General features: G+C 35.3%; 13 protein-coding genes. 3 read left to right on the forward strand and 10 right to left on the reverse strand.

The window, feature by feature from the left end:
- Position 1: 1 nt before the first annotated feature.
- Positions 2-2,779 carry a carboxypeptidase-like regulatory domain-containing protein gene (locus ABD792_RS03475; RefSeq protein ID WP_345004398.1) on the reverse strand — a complete coding sequence of 926 codons (2,778 nt, stop codon included), beginning with the start codon at positions 2,777-2,779 and terminating at the stop codon, positions 2-4.
- 182 nt (positions 2,780-2,961) lie between these two features.
- Between ABD792_RS03475 and ABD792_RS03480 the strand changes: the two genes are divergently transcribed.
- The gene (locus ABD792_RS03480; protein ID WP_345004481.1) at positions 2,962-4,014 is read left to right on the forward strand and encodes an endonuclease/exonuclease/phosphatase family protein; all 1,053 of its coding nucleotides are present in this window, start codon (positions 2,962-2,964) and stop codon (positions 4,012-4,014) included.
- Between the two features lie 21 nt (positions 4,015-4,035).
- Here ABD792_RS03480 and ABD792_RS03485 read toward each other — a convergent pair whose 3' ends face one another.
- From ABD792_RS03485 to uvrC, 9 genes are all read right to left on the reverse strand, one after another.
- Positions 4,036-4,476 carry a hypothetical protein gene (locus ABD792_RS03485; RefSeq protein WP_345004399.1) on the reverse strand — a complete coding sequence of 147 codons (441 nt, stop codon included), beginning with the start codon at positions 4,474-4,476 and terminating at the stop codon, positions 4,036-4,038.
- A 112-nt stretch (positions 4,477-4,588) separates the two neighbouring features.
- Positions 4,589-6,208 carry a glucose-6-phosphate isomerase gene (pgi, locus tag ABD792_RS03490; protein WP_345004401.1) on the reverse strand — a complete coding sequence of 540 codons (1,620 nt, stop codon included), beginning with the start codon at positions 6,206-6,208 and terminating at the stop codon, positions 4,589-4,591.
- Positions 6,209-6,212: 4 nt separating this feature from the next.
- Positions 6,213-7,538, reverse strand: a complete 1,326-nt coding sequence (locus tag ABD792_RS03495; RefSeq protein WP_345004403.1) for a M23 family metallopeptidase — start codon at positions 7,536-7,538, stop codon at positions 6,213-6,215.
- Positions 7,496-8,413 carry a tryptophan 2,3-dioxygenase family protein gene (locus tag ABD792_RS03500; RefSeq protein ID WP_345004405.1) on the reverse strand — a complete coding sequence of 306 codons (918 nt, stop codon included), beginning with the start codon at positions 8,411-8,413 and terminating at the stop codon, positions 7,496-7,498. Before ABD792_RS03500 ends, ABD792_RS03495 begins: the two co-directional genes overlap by 43 nt.
- Before the next feature lie 7 nt (positions 8,414-8,420).
- A complete protein-coding gene (locus ABD792_RS03505) occupies positions 8,421-9,206 on the reverse strand; it encodes a DUF3108 domain-containing protein (protein WP_345004407.1) in 786 nt (261 codons plus the stop codon).
- Between the two features lie 152 nt (positions 9,207-9,358).
- Positions 9,359-10,519 (reverse strand): 4-hydroxyphenylpyruvate dioxygenase, encoded by a 1,161-nt coding sequence (hppD, locus tag ABD792_RS03510; protein WP_345004408.1) that lies wholly within the window; start codon positions 10,517-10,519, stop codon positions 9,359-9,361.
- 136 nt (positions 10,520-10,655) lie between these two features.
- A complete protein-coding gene (locus tag ABD792_RS03515) occupies positions 10,656-11,813 on the reverse strand; it encodes a homogentisate 1,2-dioxygenase (RefSeq protein WP_345004409.1) in 1,158 nt (385 codons plus the stop codon).
- A 202-nt stretch (positions 11,814-12,015) separates the two neighbouring features.
- Positions 12,016-14,250: a patatin-like phospholipase family protein gene (locus tag ABD792_RS03520; RefSeq protein WP_345004410.1), complete on the reverse strand. Its 2,235-nt coding sequence runs from the start codon at positions 14,248-14,250 to the stop codon at positions 12,016-12,018.
- Positions 14,247-16,040 (reverse strand): excinuclease ABC subunit UvrC, encoded by a 1,794-nt coding sequence (uvrC, locus tag ABD792_RS03525; protein WP_345004412.1) that lies wholly within the window; start codon positions 16,038-16,040, stop codon positions 14,247-14,249. The genes ABD792_RS03520 and uvrC overlap by 4 nt, the downstream gene beginning before the upstream one ends.
- Positions 16,041-16,231: 191 nt before the next feature.
- Here uvrC and ABD792_RS03530 point away from each other — a divergent pair, with 191 nt between their 5' ends.
- A complete protein-coding gene (locus ABD792_RS03530) occupies positions 16,232-16,657 on the forward strand; it encodes an ATP-dependent zinc protease family protein (protein ID WP_345004413.1) in 426 nt (141 codons plus the stop codon).
- Positions 16,654-17,529: a 30S ribosomal protein S6--L-glutamate ligase gene (gene rimK, locus ABD792_RS03535; protein WP_345004414.1), complete on the forward strand. Its 876-nt coding sequence runs from the start codon at positions 16,654-16,656 to the stop codon at positions 17,527-17,529. Before ABD792_RS03530 ends, rimK begins: the two co-directional genes overlap by 4 nt.
- The last annotated feature ends 1 nt before the right edge of the window (position 17,530 follow it).

Below are 17,530 nucleotides of genomic sequence, written 5' to 3' on the forward strand. Positions count from 1 at the left end.
CTTAAAATCTGACGTACAGATTCATAAAATATGTTATTCCCCGACCATACCAATATTTAGAGTCAAAAACAGGGGTTTCTAAAGCTTTATCATCTCTTAATTGTCTAAAATTGGCATTCCTGCCTTGCTCGAAACCACCTGTTTTATACACTTTATCTAAAACATTATTGATACTTGCAAAAAAACCAATGTACTTACTACCCACCTTCCAGGACTTACCTCCAACGAGATTGACAACCAAGTAGTCATCAAATCGTTCCTGTTTTAATAGTTCGGCAGCCAACTCTTCATCATAATCATTAAAAGGGTTTCCATCAAAATCGGTTGTAAAATTCGAAGATCTAGTCAACGGGCTTACATCTACATAAGTATTGGTAAACATATTTGCTGCTACTCCAAACCACCAGTACTCAGGATCGCGATATTCCAACCCAAAGGAGTAAGCACTTTGCGGGCCAGCTGCCAGTTTATAATTTTTAAGATATGCTTTCCCAAAATCCTTGAACCCTTCTGTAAAACCGGCCTCTTTCGATGCATCGTTCGCTTCTGTAGTTAAAAATAAATTGGGATTATTTGCATAAGTAAATTGCCCTACCGATGCTACTCCTTTTAACTTAATTGTCTGGGTTACCTGTGCTTCAATACCCAATTCACCTCCCAAATGATTCGTTTCAATTCCTTGTAATATTTCCTGAACGAATACTGCATTATCGCCCCCAATACCATCGGCAAAGAAGAATGAAATAGCATTGGCATTCGTTATTTTAGTATAGTATCCCGTAAATTTTGCTTTTACAAAGGGCAAACGCAAAATGTAACTGGCATCTACAGTTGCTATTTTTTCCTCAGAAATATTTGGTACAATACTATGATTCTCTCTCGCATTGGAGTATGTATTTTGTAATGTAGGAGGCCGGGTAATATAACCTGCATTAACATCTATTATGTGTTTGCTTATTGGTTTATAGGTCAAGCCTCCCTTAACCCCAAGCCCTGTAAAGGATAACGTTTTTCCCTTTCCGAAAGAGTAGTCGGGGAAACCACCATTTTTATAAACACCGTCTCTTTGGTGCTGGGTGTTATTAATTCTAGCCCCCATATAAAAATCAATCTTGGTATATCTAAATTGTGTTTGCACAAAGACTTCCATCTCACGAGCCAAAAAATTAAAATTATATTTAAACCGATCTCCTTCTTTAACCACTCTATTAGGGTTTAACAAATCATTTTGGGCATCATCGATATTGGTCGCAAACCCATCAATATCCAGATAACTACTAGCTCCAAACAAGTCTAGGACTTCTGCAAAATTTTCAGATTTTAAATTCCTATAGTTAAATGCTGCATTGCATATTGTATGATCGCTTAATTCCCAGTTTAAAATTGTATTTAATGTGAGCAGCTTATCATCTACACGATCTTCATATAATGCATAGATTGCGTTTCCTCCTTTTGAAGCATTTAAAATATTTGCTTCGTATAAATGACCCCAATTAATTTGGCCATACTTCAAAAACTGTTTCTGTGCACCATAAGCAAACTCCAAATCCTCAGAAAAGTTTCTTTCAAAATAACTGGGGAGCTTTTGATAATAGGCAGGACTGGGATTTACCCCTCCTCCTTCAGGAAGACCATTAACCAAATCGTTACCATTATAATCCAGCCTACTACTCCCTATGTTCCCAAATTGATATGCTATATTGGTATTTAATATGGTTTTATTATTTAGATGCCAATGGTGATTAAGCATAATTACTGGTTCAGCCACTTCTTTAATACGTGAATTTCGTTTTTCTCCTTGCTGCCACCCCCAATATTCATTATATTTTGTTCCTTTCAAATTATAAACTTCTTGCGTATTAGGTGACGACTTACCTCTTCTATTTGGAGTAAAAATGCCTGTGATCCCCAAACTATGATTTTCATTTATTACGCTTTCAACAGAAGCAAAAAAGGAATTTGCATTATACGAAGTTCCATCTTGATAGCCTTCATCTCCCCAACGTCTGGAAACAGACACCATATAAGCCCATCCAGATTTTTGTAAACCTGAACTATAGGTAGCCATTAAGCGATTGGTATAACTCCTGTTGGATGATGAGTAGGTTAAGCGTGCTCCTGATTTTACTTGTGAGGGTCGCATCGTTATATTAACACTTCCAAGTATGCCTCCAAAATTATAAGACGATGGCAATAATCCAGTGCTTAACTCCCTACTGCGCATAACATCATTCAAACCACCCCAATTACTCCATTGGGGGCTACCAGTATAAAATTTATTCATTTTAATGCCATTGATTAAAACGGTGCTGTTATTGGATTCCAATCCTCGCATTTTAAAAAATGACGGGCTAAACTCAAAGGCCACTGTTCTTTGAAACACATCAAGTGACGATGCTAACAAACCGGAAATATTATCAGATTCGCTAGCATCACTATCTAATTCGTCATCAGATAATGAAATGGTGAATAATTCTTCTATTTCAGGAACCACTCTTTCCAAAGTCATATCAAAAATGCTTACGGTTTCATTTTCATTAACAATTATTGGATATCTTTTGGTAACGTAACCTACTTTAGAAAGCACCAATATTTGCTCACCTAATGGCACTTTACCTGAAAACACAAAGGCACCTATTTCATTTGTATGTACTATTTGCTTGGTCGATTCAATGGTTATGGTTACATCCTTTATGGGCTGTAGAGATACCATGTCAACAACACTACCTTTTATAAAAGCACCTTGTAAAAACGATGTAAATACAGGTAACAAAAGCAATACTAATACACTTTTCCCTTTTTTAAAACACCTACAAAAACCATTAACCATCATACATTAATTAAATAATAATATATTTTTCCTACAATATATAATGTTTTTTCTTATATTTAAAATATTATATTAAATTATTGTAATGAACTTGTTAGTACACTAAAAACTAAATGATATGGATGTGTAAAATGAAAGAAGCACTACTTATATTTTGCTTAATCTTAGGCCTTAACTTTTCTGGTCATGCCCAAGATGTAAAATTGTATAGAATCCATACTATTGCGTTCTATAATTTGGAGAACTTATTCGACACAATCAATGACCCTAAAAAACTTGATGAGATAAGTCCGATTATGGAATTAAAATACAACCGTCGAACGATCTACCAAAAGAAAGTGCAAAACATGGCTCGTGTTATAGCCAACATAGGTTATGAAGTCTCAGGTAACACTCCTGCTATTATAGGTATTTGCGAAGTTGAAAACAGAACAGTTATAGAGGATATTGTAAACGACTCCCTTTTAATATCTAAAGACTATGGCATTCTTCATTATAACTCCCCCGATGCCCGTGGTATTGATGTTGCTCTTTTGTATCAGAAACAATTATTTTCTCCAATATCCACCAGCAAGCATGAATTAAAAATTTATGACAATACGTCCAAAGAGCGAATCTACACTAGGGATCAACTACTAGTAAGTGGTCAATTAGAAGGTGAATTAATTCATCTTATCATAAACCACTGGCCTTCGCGACGTGGTGGAGAATTACGAAGTGCTTATAAACGCATGACTGCCGCCAGGCTAACAAAACACATTATAGACTCCTTACAAATAACAGATCCATACGCAAAAATATTTATTATGGGCGATTTTAATGATGATCCTATAAGTTCAAGCATAAAATCTGTCTTAAAACCAAAAATGAACACCAAAAAACTAGGACTTAAGGGACTTTACAATCCTTTTGAAAAGATGTATAAGAATGGAGCAGGCACAACGGCATTTCGTGATACTTGGAGCTTATTTGACCAAATCATGATAACAAGTCCTTTATTGAATAAGGACTTCTCCTTATTTCAATTTTATAAAGCTGGCATCTTTAACAAACCTTACTTAGTTACCAGCCAAGGCTCTTATAAGGGATATCCTCTTCGGAGTTTCTCAAATAAAGGGTTCACAAACGGATACAGCGATCATTTTCCTGTGTACGTTTACATAATAAAAGAAGTGAGCAAATAAATATTTTGTTCAAACCACCTTTTAGCTTAACCAAGCACTCCAAGGTATACGCGATAAAAACAACAACAGTGCTAGCGTATAAAAAATGGCAATAGGCTTTAGTTTTGCCGATGAGGTAAGCTTCTTTTTATGTTTGGAATAACCTATGGTTATTAAAGCAACAGCAATAATATTAACAAAAGGGTGCTCAACTAAATATAACCTGTTTACTGCGTCTTTCATCACACCACCCATTCCAAGCTCTCCAAAAAGCGCTAGACGGGGAGATACCAGATACAATACCAAACCAATTAATAATTGAATATGGGAAACTATTAATGTAAACAATGATATTCTAAAGTCTTTTGCTGAATATTCCTTATTCCCTAAAGACTTAACAACTGCACTGACAGCAGCTATAATTAAAACTAATAAAACAATATAAGCCCAATAAGAATGTAATGTTTGTATGGTATTGTACATGATTTTACAGTTATGCGTTAATAGAACAAATGTAATGATTTAAACACAAAAAATACTGAATGCTTTAAGTTTTAGCTCAGCATTCAGTATATACTAAATATTGATTATCTCTTTACTTAGATGTTTTATAATAATTCAACAAATTTGAAGTTGACGAATCATGTTCGTTTACAATACTTCCATTAAATTCATTCAAGATTTTACTAGCCAATTGTTTTCCTAATTCAACCCCAAATTGATCGTAACTAAAAATATTCCAAATAACACCTTGCACAAATATTTTATGCTCATACATGGCAATCAATTTTCCCAAACTTTCAGGCGTTAATTTGTTGATAAAAATAGTATTGGTTGGCTTATTCCCTTTAAACACTTTAAAGGGCGTTAAGTCTTTGGCTGTACCTTCGGCAACTACTTCTGCTTCTGTTTTACCATTAAGCAAGGCTTCTGTTTGTGCCAAGAAGTTTGAAATTAATTTATCTTGATGGTCTTGATTACCATGCAACGATGTTACAAATCCAATAAAATCGGCTGGAATTAATTTTGTGCCCTGATGAATTAATTGAAAAAAGGCATGTTGTGAATTAGTTCCTGGCTCTCCCCAAATGATAGTTCCTGTTTGATAATCTATCGCATTCCCATTACGATCTATACTCTTACCATTACTTTCCATAATACCTTGTTGCAAATAGGTTGCAAACTGATTGAGATATTGAGAATAAGGGATTACTGCTTCGCTTTCGGCATTATAAAAGTTATTGTACCAAATACTTATAAGGGCCAATATTACCGGAATATTACTTTTAAAATCTTCGTTTTTAAAATGTTCATCCATTTTATTGGCTCCTTGTAGTAGGCTATCAAAATTGTTATAACCTACAGCTAAACTAATGGTTAAACCAACGGCACTCCACAATGAAAATCGCCCTCCAACCCAATCCCACATAGGGAACACGTTCGCTTCATCTATACCAAAAGCCTTTACGCTATTGATATTAGTTGATACCGCCACAAAATGTTTAGCTATTGCCGATTGATCGGCCGACTTTAAAAACCATTCTTTAATGGTGTTCGCATTAGACAGGGTTTCTTGAGTAGTAAAGGTCTTAGAGACTACTACAAAAAGTGTTGTCTCTGGGTCTAGTTTTTTAATAATTTCATTAACATGATCGCCATCAACGTTACTAACAAAATGTGTTGTTAAATGATTGGCATAATATTGTAACGAATCGACTACCATCGCAGGGCCAAGATCGGAACCTCCAATACCAATGTTCACTACATCGGTAAACGCCTTTCCTGTGAAACCTTTTCTGACTCCATTAACTACCTCGTTGGTAAACTGCTCTATTTTTTTCTTAACATTATATACTTCTGGTATAACATTAACACCATCAACTATAAATTCTGAAGTTATTGGTGCTCTTAAAGCTGTATGTAAAACGGCACGTCCTTCCGTTTGATTGATCTTTTCTCCTGAAAATTGACTTTCAATAGCTTCTTTTAGTTTAACCTGGTCGGCTAACTCTAATAAGTAATTTAATGTTTCTTCGGTTATTCTATTTTTTGAGAAATCGACATAAAAATCCTCCCAATTTATAGTAAATTTACTTGCACGGTCATTATCCTGTGCAAATAAATCTTTCATGTGTAGGTTACAAACTTTATTATAATGTGCTTGTAATTGTTTCCAAGAATCTGTTGTTGTTGGGTTTATGTTTGGTAATGCCATAAAGTTAGTTGTTGCTTGTAATAAGGTTGTTATTGTTGTTTATAGTGTCTTCAAAAATTTCATCATCATATGGGATAGCGTCCAACTGCACTTTTATTGGTGCAATAAAATCTAGGTATTTCGCTTTTAAACTATCTGAAATAGGTTCAGCCTCCGGCAATTTTTGTCTAAATGGATCCACTTGTTTACCATTCTTCCAGAATCGATAACACACATGGGGACCTCCGGTATTTCCTGTCATACCAACCCAGCCTATAACATCACCCTGCTTTACATGCTGTCCCACTTTAACATTACGCCTTTTCATATGCAGGTATTGCGTTTCATAGGTACTATTATGCCTGATCTTAACATAATTACCATTACCACCTGCATAAGTGGATTTCGTTACTGTCCCATTAGCCGTAGCCATAATTGGGGTTCCTACAGCCGCGGCAAAGTCGGTACCTTTATGTGGACGCACTTTATAGCCATAATAGGCTATTCTACGTCGCAAATTATAGCGAGATGAGATTCGATATCTAAATTTAATTGGGGACTTTAAAAAAGCCCTGCGTAAATTTTTGGCATTTTCGTCAAAATAGTCCATAATTCCTTTTACACTGTCGGTTACAAACTCAAAAGCATAAAAAGGTTCATTATTATGTTCAAAATAAGCTGCCTTTACATTGTCTAAACCTGCATAAATTGAATCTTCGATATACTTATCTGTATATATTATTTTGAATTTATCGCCTTTTTGCAACTTATAAAAATCTAATGTCCATGCATAAATATCTGCAACAGTATTTGTTAGTATTGGCGACAAATGCAGGCTGTCCATAGTCACCGATAAATTGGAATATATGGTTCCTGAAATCTCTTTCTCGACAAACTTAATAGGTTTTTGCCGCTTATAGGCATGAATAGAATCTTGGAAATTAATAACAACATAATCTACCTTATTAGGCTGATAAATAAAACATGTAGGCCTTTGCAAAGAGTCTTTTGTACAGAGTAAGGTGTAGGGTTTGCCTACTTGAAGCCTTCTAATATCAAAAGTGTCTTTTGCTTTTTCGGCGATATGGAATATCTTAGGATAGCCTATTTTATTACGTTCTAGAATTTCTCCAAAACTATCTCCTTTTTTTATTGTATCTCTTTTTACAACAAAATCATTCAAGTTAAACCCAAATTCATATACATCTGCAGGAGCTTCGGCAATTGCCAGTTCTTCTTCTACCAATGGCGGTTGTTGCTTGTCTTCTTTACAGCCTAAAAACAGACTTATGCTCAACAAGCATGCTATTAAATATTTGATCCCCAATTTTGTAATTCTTCTTCTGTCCATAAGTCTGGAAAAAATATTCTTTTTTGATGTTTTGGATGCATGTACTTTACCCATTCACTACCTCCTGTAGCTTCGGTTGTTTTGCCTCCAAGGTTTAAATAATGGTTTGCTGTATTATAATGTGCCATGACCCACTTTATATTTACTGTATAATCGTAATGGCGCATGGCTTTTATTAATTCTTTATTCTCTCTATGTTCCTGAGGTAAGGCCTTAAATTTTGTCCACAAATTATGGGTATTATAAAACTCGGTAAACTTAATAAATTCGTCTTTGTACTTTTCTTCAAAAACGGTTAGAGTATAACTTTTTTTTCCTGTTTCATAATCTTTACCTGCTGCCTGCCAGTACAAATGTTCAAAAGCGTGCTCATAGGATGTATTTCTATCGATAGTTTTTCTGTAACGTTTATCTATTAGATTGATAAGTTCGGTTGATGCAAATTCAATTTTTCGATATTGGGCACTTTGAAAACCACTGGCCGGTGTAAGTGTTGTTCTAAACTTATTATATTGATCGACATCCATACCGTCCTTCATAATGGTAAATGAAGCGGTAAGCATATCGAAATAACGACTAATACGCATGAGTTTTGAGGCAAACAGAGTAACATCTACCGTATCGTTTTTAGCAACTTGCTCAATTTCAACAAGAATCATTTTAAAAAACAACTCTGTTATTTGATGGTACATTATAAATACCATCTCATCTGGTAATGTTGTTCGCTGTACCTGAAGGTTTAACAAGGCATCGGTTTGGATATAGTCCCAATAGGTCATGGGTTTACCGTTAAGCAACCCTTCCAATTGAACGTTTACGTCCTGTCCTATTGCTTCATACTTTTCCTTAAGCTGGTCAATTATTTTTGAGTCCAAAATTTATTTAATTATCAACAACAATTTTGAAAGGATGCTTAAGTCCCTTAAACGCTTCAAGGTCTGCCCTTAACGACCCTACAGCTAGATCTGCTTTAATTCGCAAAGGTACTTTATTTTTGTCTTTCGACACCCAAAGTGTCAAACTTTCTTCTTCTTTAAAAACACGACCTGCCATAACATAAGGTCTGAATTTCAAGGCTTCGACATCACCAAAATCGGTACTAATTGTATCTTCTCCTAGATACTGCAATTTAAAACCGTAATTCTCCTTGTCAAAAAACATGTCTACTCTTACCTCATCACCAACTTTTAACACACTTATATCTAAATTATTACGCAAATAATAAAACGTAGAAACCATATCCTGTATATTGGGCCTGGTCTCAATTACCGACTTTTTATTATGTTTTTTGTCATTAATATATGCTAAATTCTTTGTTTGGTCGAAATCTATTTCGAGGTCTTTTGTATAGCCTCCTTCGTCGATATTCCTAATAAACCTATAGGGCATAATGGTTTCCTTATCAAAGTAGCTTTCATATCTATCCTTAACCTTAAAAAACCATTTTATCATACCAGTTGTCCAACCTTTACCAACAACATGGTACACATCTTTATCGTTTATCTTGGAATCCTTAACGGTGAGCGTCGCATTACCGGCCTTTAAAAACCCACTGTAGCTCATTTTAAATTTAAACCATTCACCTACATCGAAAGCTGATTTTTCCTGAGAAAAAACAGGATTTAATGCCTGTATTGTTATTAATGCTATAAGTAGTTCTTTTTTCATTTGTAAAGGGGTATCTGTGAATGTAACTTTAAATTTATTATTACGATACAGGAATTACAATTACTGTTCCAAAAGTATTAAAACAATAAAACTCCATCAAAAATAAATAACAGAGTTTTATTGATATTTATAAGATTATAAAGCAAATATCCTTATAGCGTACCTCTATTTGCTTGTTCTCTTTCAATAGATTCAAAAAGTGCCTTAAAATTTCCGGCTCCAAAACCACGTGCTCCCATGCGTTGAATGATCTCAAAGAACAGAGTAGGTCTGTCTTCAACTGGTTTTGTAAAAATTTGAAGCAAATACCCTTCTTCGTCGGCATCGACCAAGATCGATAATTTTTGAAGTTCTTTCAAATCTTCTTTCATCATATCCTTATGCTCTCCTAGTCTACTGGGAATATCATCGTAATAAGCTTGTGGTGGTGGTGGCAAAAACTCAACTCCTCTGTCCCTCAATTGCGATACTGTATGTATAATATCGTCGGTTGCCACTGCAATGTGCTGCACGCCTTCGCCTTCATAAAAATCCAGATATTCTTCAATCTGTGAACGTTTCTTCCCTTTTGCCGGCTCATTAATCGGAAATTTTATACGCCCATTACCATTGCTCATCACTTTACTCATTAATGCTGAATATTCGGTATGTATTTGTTTATCGTCGAACGACAAAAAATTTTCGAAACCCATAACATCCTCGTACCATTTTACCCATGTATTCATTTGACCCCATCCTACATTTCCAACCATATGATCAATATACTTAAGCCCAACTGATTTGGGGTTATAATCCGACTCCCAGGCAGCAAACCCTGGCAAAAAGACCCCTTTGTAATTCTTTCGCTCAACGAACATATGCACTGTTTCTCCATAAGTATAAATCCCTGCCCTTACAACTTCTCCGTGTTCATCCTTTTCAACTACTGGTTCCATATATGATTTGGCTCCTCGCTTTGTCGTTTCGGCATAAGCCTTTTTAGCATCTTCTACCCACAATGCAATAACTTTTACGCCATCGCCGTGTTTTACTATATGATCGTTAACTGGTGATTTACTGTTTAAAGGCGTCGTTAATACCAATTTGATCTTATCTTGCTTCAACACATAGCTAACAGTATCTTTTGATCCTGTCTCTAAACCCTTGTAAGCAAATGACTGAAAACCAAATGCTGTCTTATAAAAGTGCGCTGATTGTTTGGCGTTCCCAACATAAAACTCCACATAATCTGTTCCTAGAAGTGGCAAAAAATCTTGTGCCCCTTCAAATATCTTTTCTAAACCGTAGTTTACTGATTTAACTTCTTTACTCATATCAACAGTGTTTATTCGTTTATTCGCTGAATCGTTTAATTGACAACAAATGTGTTGTTTTATTCCTGATTGAAGAGCTTTCTTTTCGATTTTATAAAAACATAACAAAAACAGGAAACCGATTCAAATTAATAATTTATTCCAACCAAGATTTATAGTAATCTTCGTCAGCAATTTTCATTGCTTCTTCTGTTAGCTTTAGTGGTTTAAACGTATCGACCATTACTGCCAATTCATCGGTTTTTGTTTTGCCTATACTTCTTTCGGTTGCTCCAGGATGCGGGCCATGCGGAATCCCTGCGGGGTGTAAGGAAATGTGTCCGGCTTCCACATCATTTCTACTCATAAAATCCCCATCGACATAGTACAGCACCTCATCGCTGTCAATATTACTATGATTGTATGGTGCTGGAATGGATTGCGGGTGATAATCGTATAATCGTGGCACAAAGCTACACACTACAAAGGCATCGGTTTCAAACGTTTGATGCACTGGTGGCGGTTGGTGAATTCGACCGGTAATAGGCTCAAAATCGTGAATAGAAAAGGCATAAGGATAATTATAGCCATCGTACCCAACCACATCGAAAGGATGTGTTGCATAAACCATTTCAATAATATCTCCTTGCTTCTTTACTTTTATTAAAAATCCCCCTTTTTCATTATGTGTTTCCAATGTCTCAGGTTTGCGTATATCGCGCTCGCAAAAAGGAGCATGCTCTAACAATTGTCCAAACCAGTTTCTATACCGTTTGGGCGTATATATTGGTCGGTGTGACTCGACTATGAAGAGCCTATTTTCTTCCGTATCGAAATCGATTTTGTAAATAATCCCCCTTGGAATTAACAGGTAGTCTCCATATTTAAAATCAAGATTCCCCAACATAGTACGCAATTTTCCCGAACCTTTATGGACAAATAACAACTCATCGGCATCTGTGTTTTTATAGAAATAGTTTTGAGTAAGCTCTAGTGGCGCTGCCAATACAATGGCACAATCACTATTAATAAGCACTGTTTTTCTGCTCTCTAAATAATCCTGTTCGGGTTTGATCTGGAATCCTTTTAAACGATATGATTTAATGTTATTTTCAACAGCTATTTTTGGAGCAACACTGTATTGTTTTTTTATTTCTTTTACCTGAGTTGGACGTTGCTCATGATAGCTATTTGTATACATACCATCGAAACCAATGGTTCCAAATAATTGCTCGTAATACAAACTCCCATCTGGTTTTCTGAATTGAATATGACGTTTATGGGGAATCGTTCCTAATTTATGATAAAATGGCATTTTTGCAACTATTAAAATTAAATACTAAAAACGTAACTCGTATTTATAGACAAGGTCACATTTAACTAAAAATCAGTATATATAAAGATACAAAAATGCTTGCTTATTCAGGATTTCTCTTGATAAGGTAGTGAAGAAATTGCAATAAGTCTTTCCAAAATAACTGCATAACTTTACAAATATCGTAAAAATTTACAGGATTCTAAAACCAAAAACCAAGACTAAAAAACCAAATACCTTTTTTATTTTCGGGAGACCAAGTATATTTTGCTTCAATAGGCCCAGCTAGCGTTTTAAGGGCATATCCAATAGCATAGCCTGTGTAATCTGGTTCAGAAAACCATTCGCCAGTTTCAAACATATTGTCTTCAACATTGGCAATATTCGCGGCTATATTAATATGGTTTTTCTTAAAAATTTCATAGTCTAGAGTAAGAGTAGATTTAACAAAACTATTCCCTGTAAGGGATAAAAAATCATATCCTAAAAACGGAGTATAGTTATTAATTAGTTGCGCTCCATAACCTCCGAGAGAAAAATTAAGGTATGGACTTAAGTCCTCACCTATCCTAAACCCTCCTTGCGCCGTTAGGTTTGCCGTAAATTTTGCAGAAAAATCTTGTGAATAACCTATAGTAGCCTTAGCAATTGATGTTCCTGAAAAATCTTTATTAAGACCTGAAGCATACAGGTAACTATGTAAATCCCCCTCAAACAAGAACCCTCTTTTAGGCAAGTACTTATCATCATAGGTATCGAACTTCAATTTACCAAATAAACTTAAATAATCACTTTTTTCAAAAAACGTTTCTTCGTTTGAGTTATCGGCGACAATCGTCTCGGAAGCAATCCTTAAATGCTTATGTTCTGCACCAAGTGTTAGGGCAAAATCTTTTCTAAAAAGCGTTTGCAAATACAACTGATTGGTAAAATCACCTATTTCAAGCGATAGTTTATTTACATTTATCAATGCTAATTCATCTGGTGTCAAAATAGTCTTTGCTGCTACATTCTGATTAAATCCATCGAATCGCGACTTAAAACCAACACTCCAATAAAACCCTCTATCGATATAATACTCCAAATTATACCTTACATTATCACCAAGAATTAAATCGAAAGACAATACATCGTTCTTTGTAAAAGTTCTTTTTTTAGTAAAATTGATTAGGGCAGAGCTTTTGTATAAATCATCAAAATGCACCCCCAATTTAAAAAACATTGTTTTTGAGCTTTCTTCTAAAGAAGCATACATATCGTAGCCCTCTTCACTTTTTGAGGATTCCAAATGATACAAAAAATTATCAAAATTATTGGTTGCAACTAAATTATTCACCCCCTTATAAAAATGATCGTAGCTTACTTTTTCCTTGGTTTTGATTTTTAACTTTCCCAATACATAGGATCGCGTATAATTTTTATTTCCATTAAGTGTAACCGAATTAATTTTTATGCTATCGACCCGTTTTATTTCTGGACGTTCAATACTATTTGCTTGGTTTTGATTTGAATGAATCTCTTTAAACTTCTCTGCATATTTTAAAGCTGCACTGTACCCTTGTTTCATAAGTTGTTCACTTGCATCAAAGGAAACCACCGTAAAATCCTTAACTTCTGGCTTAATATAAACATCGGTTTTTTTTGACTTCAACCGCATATCATTAATCGTTCGATAATTATTAATTTGAAGTAAAATCTCGGGGGCAGACGTTAGTTCCTTTCTGGTTGCCAAACTGTCCTGTACATCGGCTCCAATAATAACATCGACGCCTTTTTGCCTAACCTCATCTATAGGATAATTATTAACGACCCCTCCATCTACCAAAAGCTGATCGTTTACAATAACTGGCTGAAACAATGACGGAAAGGCTCCGCTAGCCATTATAGATTGTGCTAAATTTCCTTTATCCAAAATCACTGCTTTGCCTGTTTCTATATTGGTAGCCACACAAAAGAATGGAATTGGCAAAGCACTAAAATCTTCAATATCGTTTACATGCAGCAATAATCTTGAAAGCAATCCATAGGCATTTTGACCTCTTGATAGTGCTGAAGGCAACTTAATCTTAAAATTATCGAAAGGCAGGACAATGGCATACTTTTCTGAATTTTCACGTTCATAAAATGTTTTGGAAGCCCTCGGCAAATTATCGTTTAATATATCATCGAAATCAGCATCTTTAAAAATAGCTTCTATTTGCTTCCCTGAATACCCTGAGGCATACAGAGCTCCTATAATTGCCCCCATGCTGGTTCCTCCTATATAGTCTATGCGCACTCCCAAACTATCTATAACTTTAAGCACACCAATGTGAGCCAAGCCTTTTGCTCCACCACCACTAAGCACCAAACCAACTTTTAAATCTTCTTTACTTGTCTCCTGGGCAAAGCCAGAAACACAAAAAAAGAATAAGATTATGGTTAGTACGTATTTCATTTTTTATGGTAATAGTTATAAATTTTTTCTGCTCTTGAAACACCTATTACAGTTTCCAACTCATCCAATTTAGCATTTGCAATTCGTTTTACGGACTTAAAATGCTTTAACAAAACTACTATTGTCTTTTCCCCTACTCCAGGAATGGTTTCAAGTTCTGTATTTAACGCACTTTTACTTCTTCTATTCCTATGGTGTTCGATTCCAAACCTGTGTGCTTCATTACGTAGTTGCTGGATAACTTTTAAGGTTTCACTTTTCTTATCTAAATATAAAGGAATTGGATCGTTTGGGTAAAATAATTCTTCCAAACGTTTCGCAATTCCGACAATTGCAATCTTCCCTCTTAAGTTAAGCTCCTCTAAACTCTTTAGAGCAGAGGACAACTGTCCTTTCCCCCCATCAATAACTATAAGTTGAGGTAATGGCTGCTCTTCTTCAAGTAATCGTTTGTAGCGTCTGTATACCACTTCCTCCATAGATGCAAAATCATCGGGGCCAACTACTGTCTTAATATTAAAATGACGATAATCCTTCTTACTTGGTTTTCCGTCTTTAAAAACTACACATGCTGCAACAGGGTTAGTACCTTGAATGTTCGAGTTATCGAAACATTCGATATGCCTAGGCTCCTCAGAAAGCCGTAAATCTGCTTTCATTTGTGCCATAATCCTATTAACATGTCTGTCTGGATCGGTTATCTTTATCTGTTTAAACCGCTCCATCCTATAATACTTGGCATTGCGAAGCGACAAATCTAAAATATGCTTCTTATCTCCTAATTTGGGGATAGTTACCTTAAGGTTTTGCCCTAAATCAATTTTAAAAGGCACATAAATTTCTTTGGATTTTGAATTGAAACGTTGCCTGATTTCAGTAATTGCCAGCTCCAGCAATTCCTGATCACTTTCATCCAACCTCTTTTTTATCTCTAAAGTATGTGAACGGATAATGGAACCGTAAGACAATTGTAAAAAATTGATATAACCATAACTTTCATCGCTGGTTATCGAAAACACATCTACATTGCTAATCTTAGGATTTACAATTGTTGAGCGCGCTTGGTAATTCTCTAATATCTCTATTTTTTCCTTTATTTTTTGCGCTTCTTCAAACTGCATATCTTCTGCAAACTGCTTCATTTGTGATTTGAATTGCGATAGGGAATCTTTAAAATTACCTTTTAATAGTTCTTTAATGGCTTTGACATTCTCATTGTATTCCTTTTCGGTTTCCAATCCTTCACAAGCACCTTTACAGTTACCCAAATGATACTCTAGGCAAACCTTATATTTTCCTGATTCAATTTTAGCTTCTGATAAATGGTAATTACATGTCCTTAAACTGTACAACCCCTTAATTAAGTCTAACAAAGTCGATACTGTTTTCATACTGGTATAGGGACCAAAATACTCGCTTCCGTCCTTAATGACACGTCGTGTAGAAAACACCCTTGGAAAACGCTCGTTTTTAATACAAATCCACGGATACGATTTGTCATCTTTCAACATGACATTATAGCGAGGCTGGTATTTTTTTATCAAATTGTTTTCCAACAGTAAAGCATCTGTTTCGGTATCGACAACAATATGCTTGATGTTAGCTATCTTTTTTACCAATACTCTGGTCTTCCCATTTTCATGCACCTTTGTAAAATAAGAGCTAACACGCTTTTTTAAATTCTTTGCTTTCCCAACGTACAAGATAGTCCCTTCTGCATCGTAGTACTGATATACGCCGGGGGCATTTGGCAAGGTTTTTAATTGTATATCCAAAGTTGGCTTATCCATTCAACCAAAGGTAATTATTTTAATTTTTTATCTCTTAAATACAATCTTATAATTCTAATAAAAGAATTTCTTGAAACGAACTATCTCCGAGATAGAGCCTAGGGGAATTATTTTCGATTAAACTTTTAACGTTAAAGTGCGTTTTCGAATTGACTAATTTGCTACATTGCGCCACTTTTTAAAAACGTTAAATGAGTAAACAAATAATAGGAAGAGTTGATAAGATTGACTTTCCTAAACTTAATTTGTTCAATATAGACGCCAAAATAGATACAGGTGCTTATACATCGGCTATTCATTGCTCAAAAATTATTGAAGAGAATAATGCTTTACGCTGTACCTTTTACAGTAAAGGGCATCCTAACTTTAGTGGAAAGGAGGTTGTTTTCAGCACATTTTCACGTACAAACGTAAAAAGCAGCAATGGTTTTAAGGAAAATAGGTATAAAATAAAATCTGAAGCCATATTTTTTGGAAAAACATATAAGATTAACTTAACTTTAAGCACACGTGATGACATGAAATTTCCTGTACTAATAGGCAGGCAATTTTTAAAACGAAAATTTATTGTAGATGTGGATTTAGAAAATATTTCCTTCAATCTTAAAGCCTTATGAACATAGTCATTCTTTCTAGAAACCAGCATTTATACTCAACCAATCGCCTAAGGTTTGAAGGAGAAAAACGAGGTCATAGGATTGAGATCATCGATCCTTTAAAGTGTGACATCATTATTGAGAAGGAAAAACCAACAATTTTTTACAAGGACCGCTATTTAGACTATGTGGATGCTGTTATACCAAGAATTGGTGCTTCTGTTACGTTTTATGGTTGTGCCGTTGTGAGACAGTTTGAAATGATGAACGTATTCACCATAGCAAGATCTGAAGCTATTCAGCGCTCCAGGGACAAACTTAGAAGCTTACAAAGTCTCAGTAAAGCTGGCATAGGCATGCCCAAAACGGTTTTTACAAATTATTCTCGGGATGTAGAAGAAGTTATTGAACATGTTGGAGGCGTACCAGTAATCATTAAACTTTTGGAAGGCACGCAAGGCCTTGGCGTTGTTTTGGCCGAAACCAAAAATGCTGCCGAATCTGTTCTGGAAGCTTTTAACGGCCTTGAAGCAAGAGTAATTGTTCAAGAATTTATAAAAGAGGCTGGCGGTGCCGACCTAAGAGCTTTAATCGTTGACGGACAAGTTGTTGGCGCTATGAAACGACAAGGAAAAGATGGTGAGTTCCGATCTAACTTACATCGGGGAGGCTCTGCCAATATTATAAAGCTAAACGAATCCGAATTACGATTGGCCATTAATGCGGCACGCGCCCTAAAATTACCCGTATGCGGTGTTGATATGCTACAATCCTCCCGTGGACCATTACTCTTGGAAGTAAACTCCACTCCGGGCCTAGAAGGCATTGAAGCTGCTACTGGAAAAAATATAGCTAAAAGTATTATAACATACATTGAAAGAAATAGAAGATAAC

It is taken from the genome of Snuella lapsa (genome assembly GCF_039539345.1).
GTDB lineage: Bacteria > Bacteroidota > Bacteroidia > Flavobacteriales > Flavobacteriaceae > Snuella > Snuella lapsa.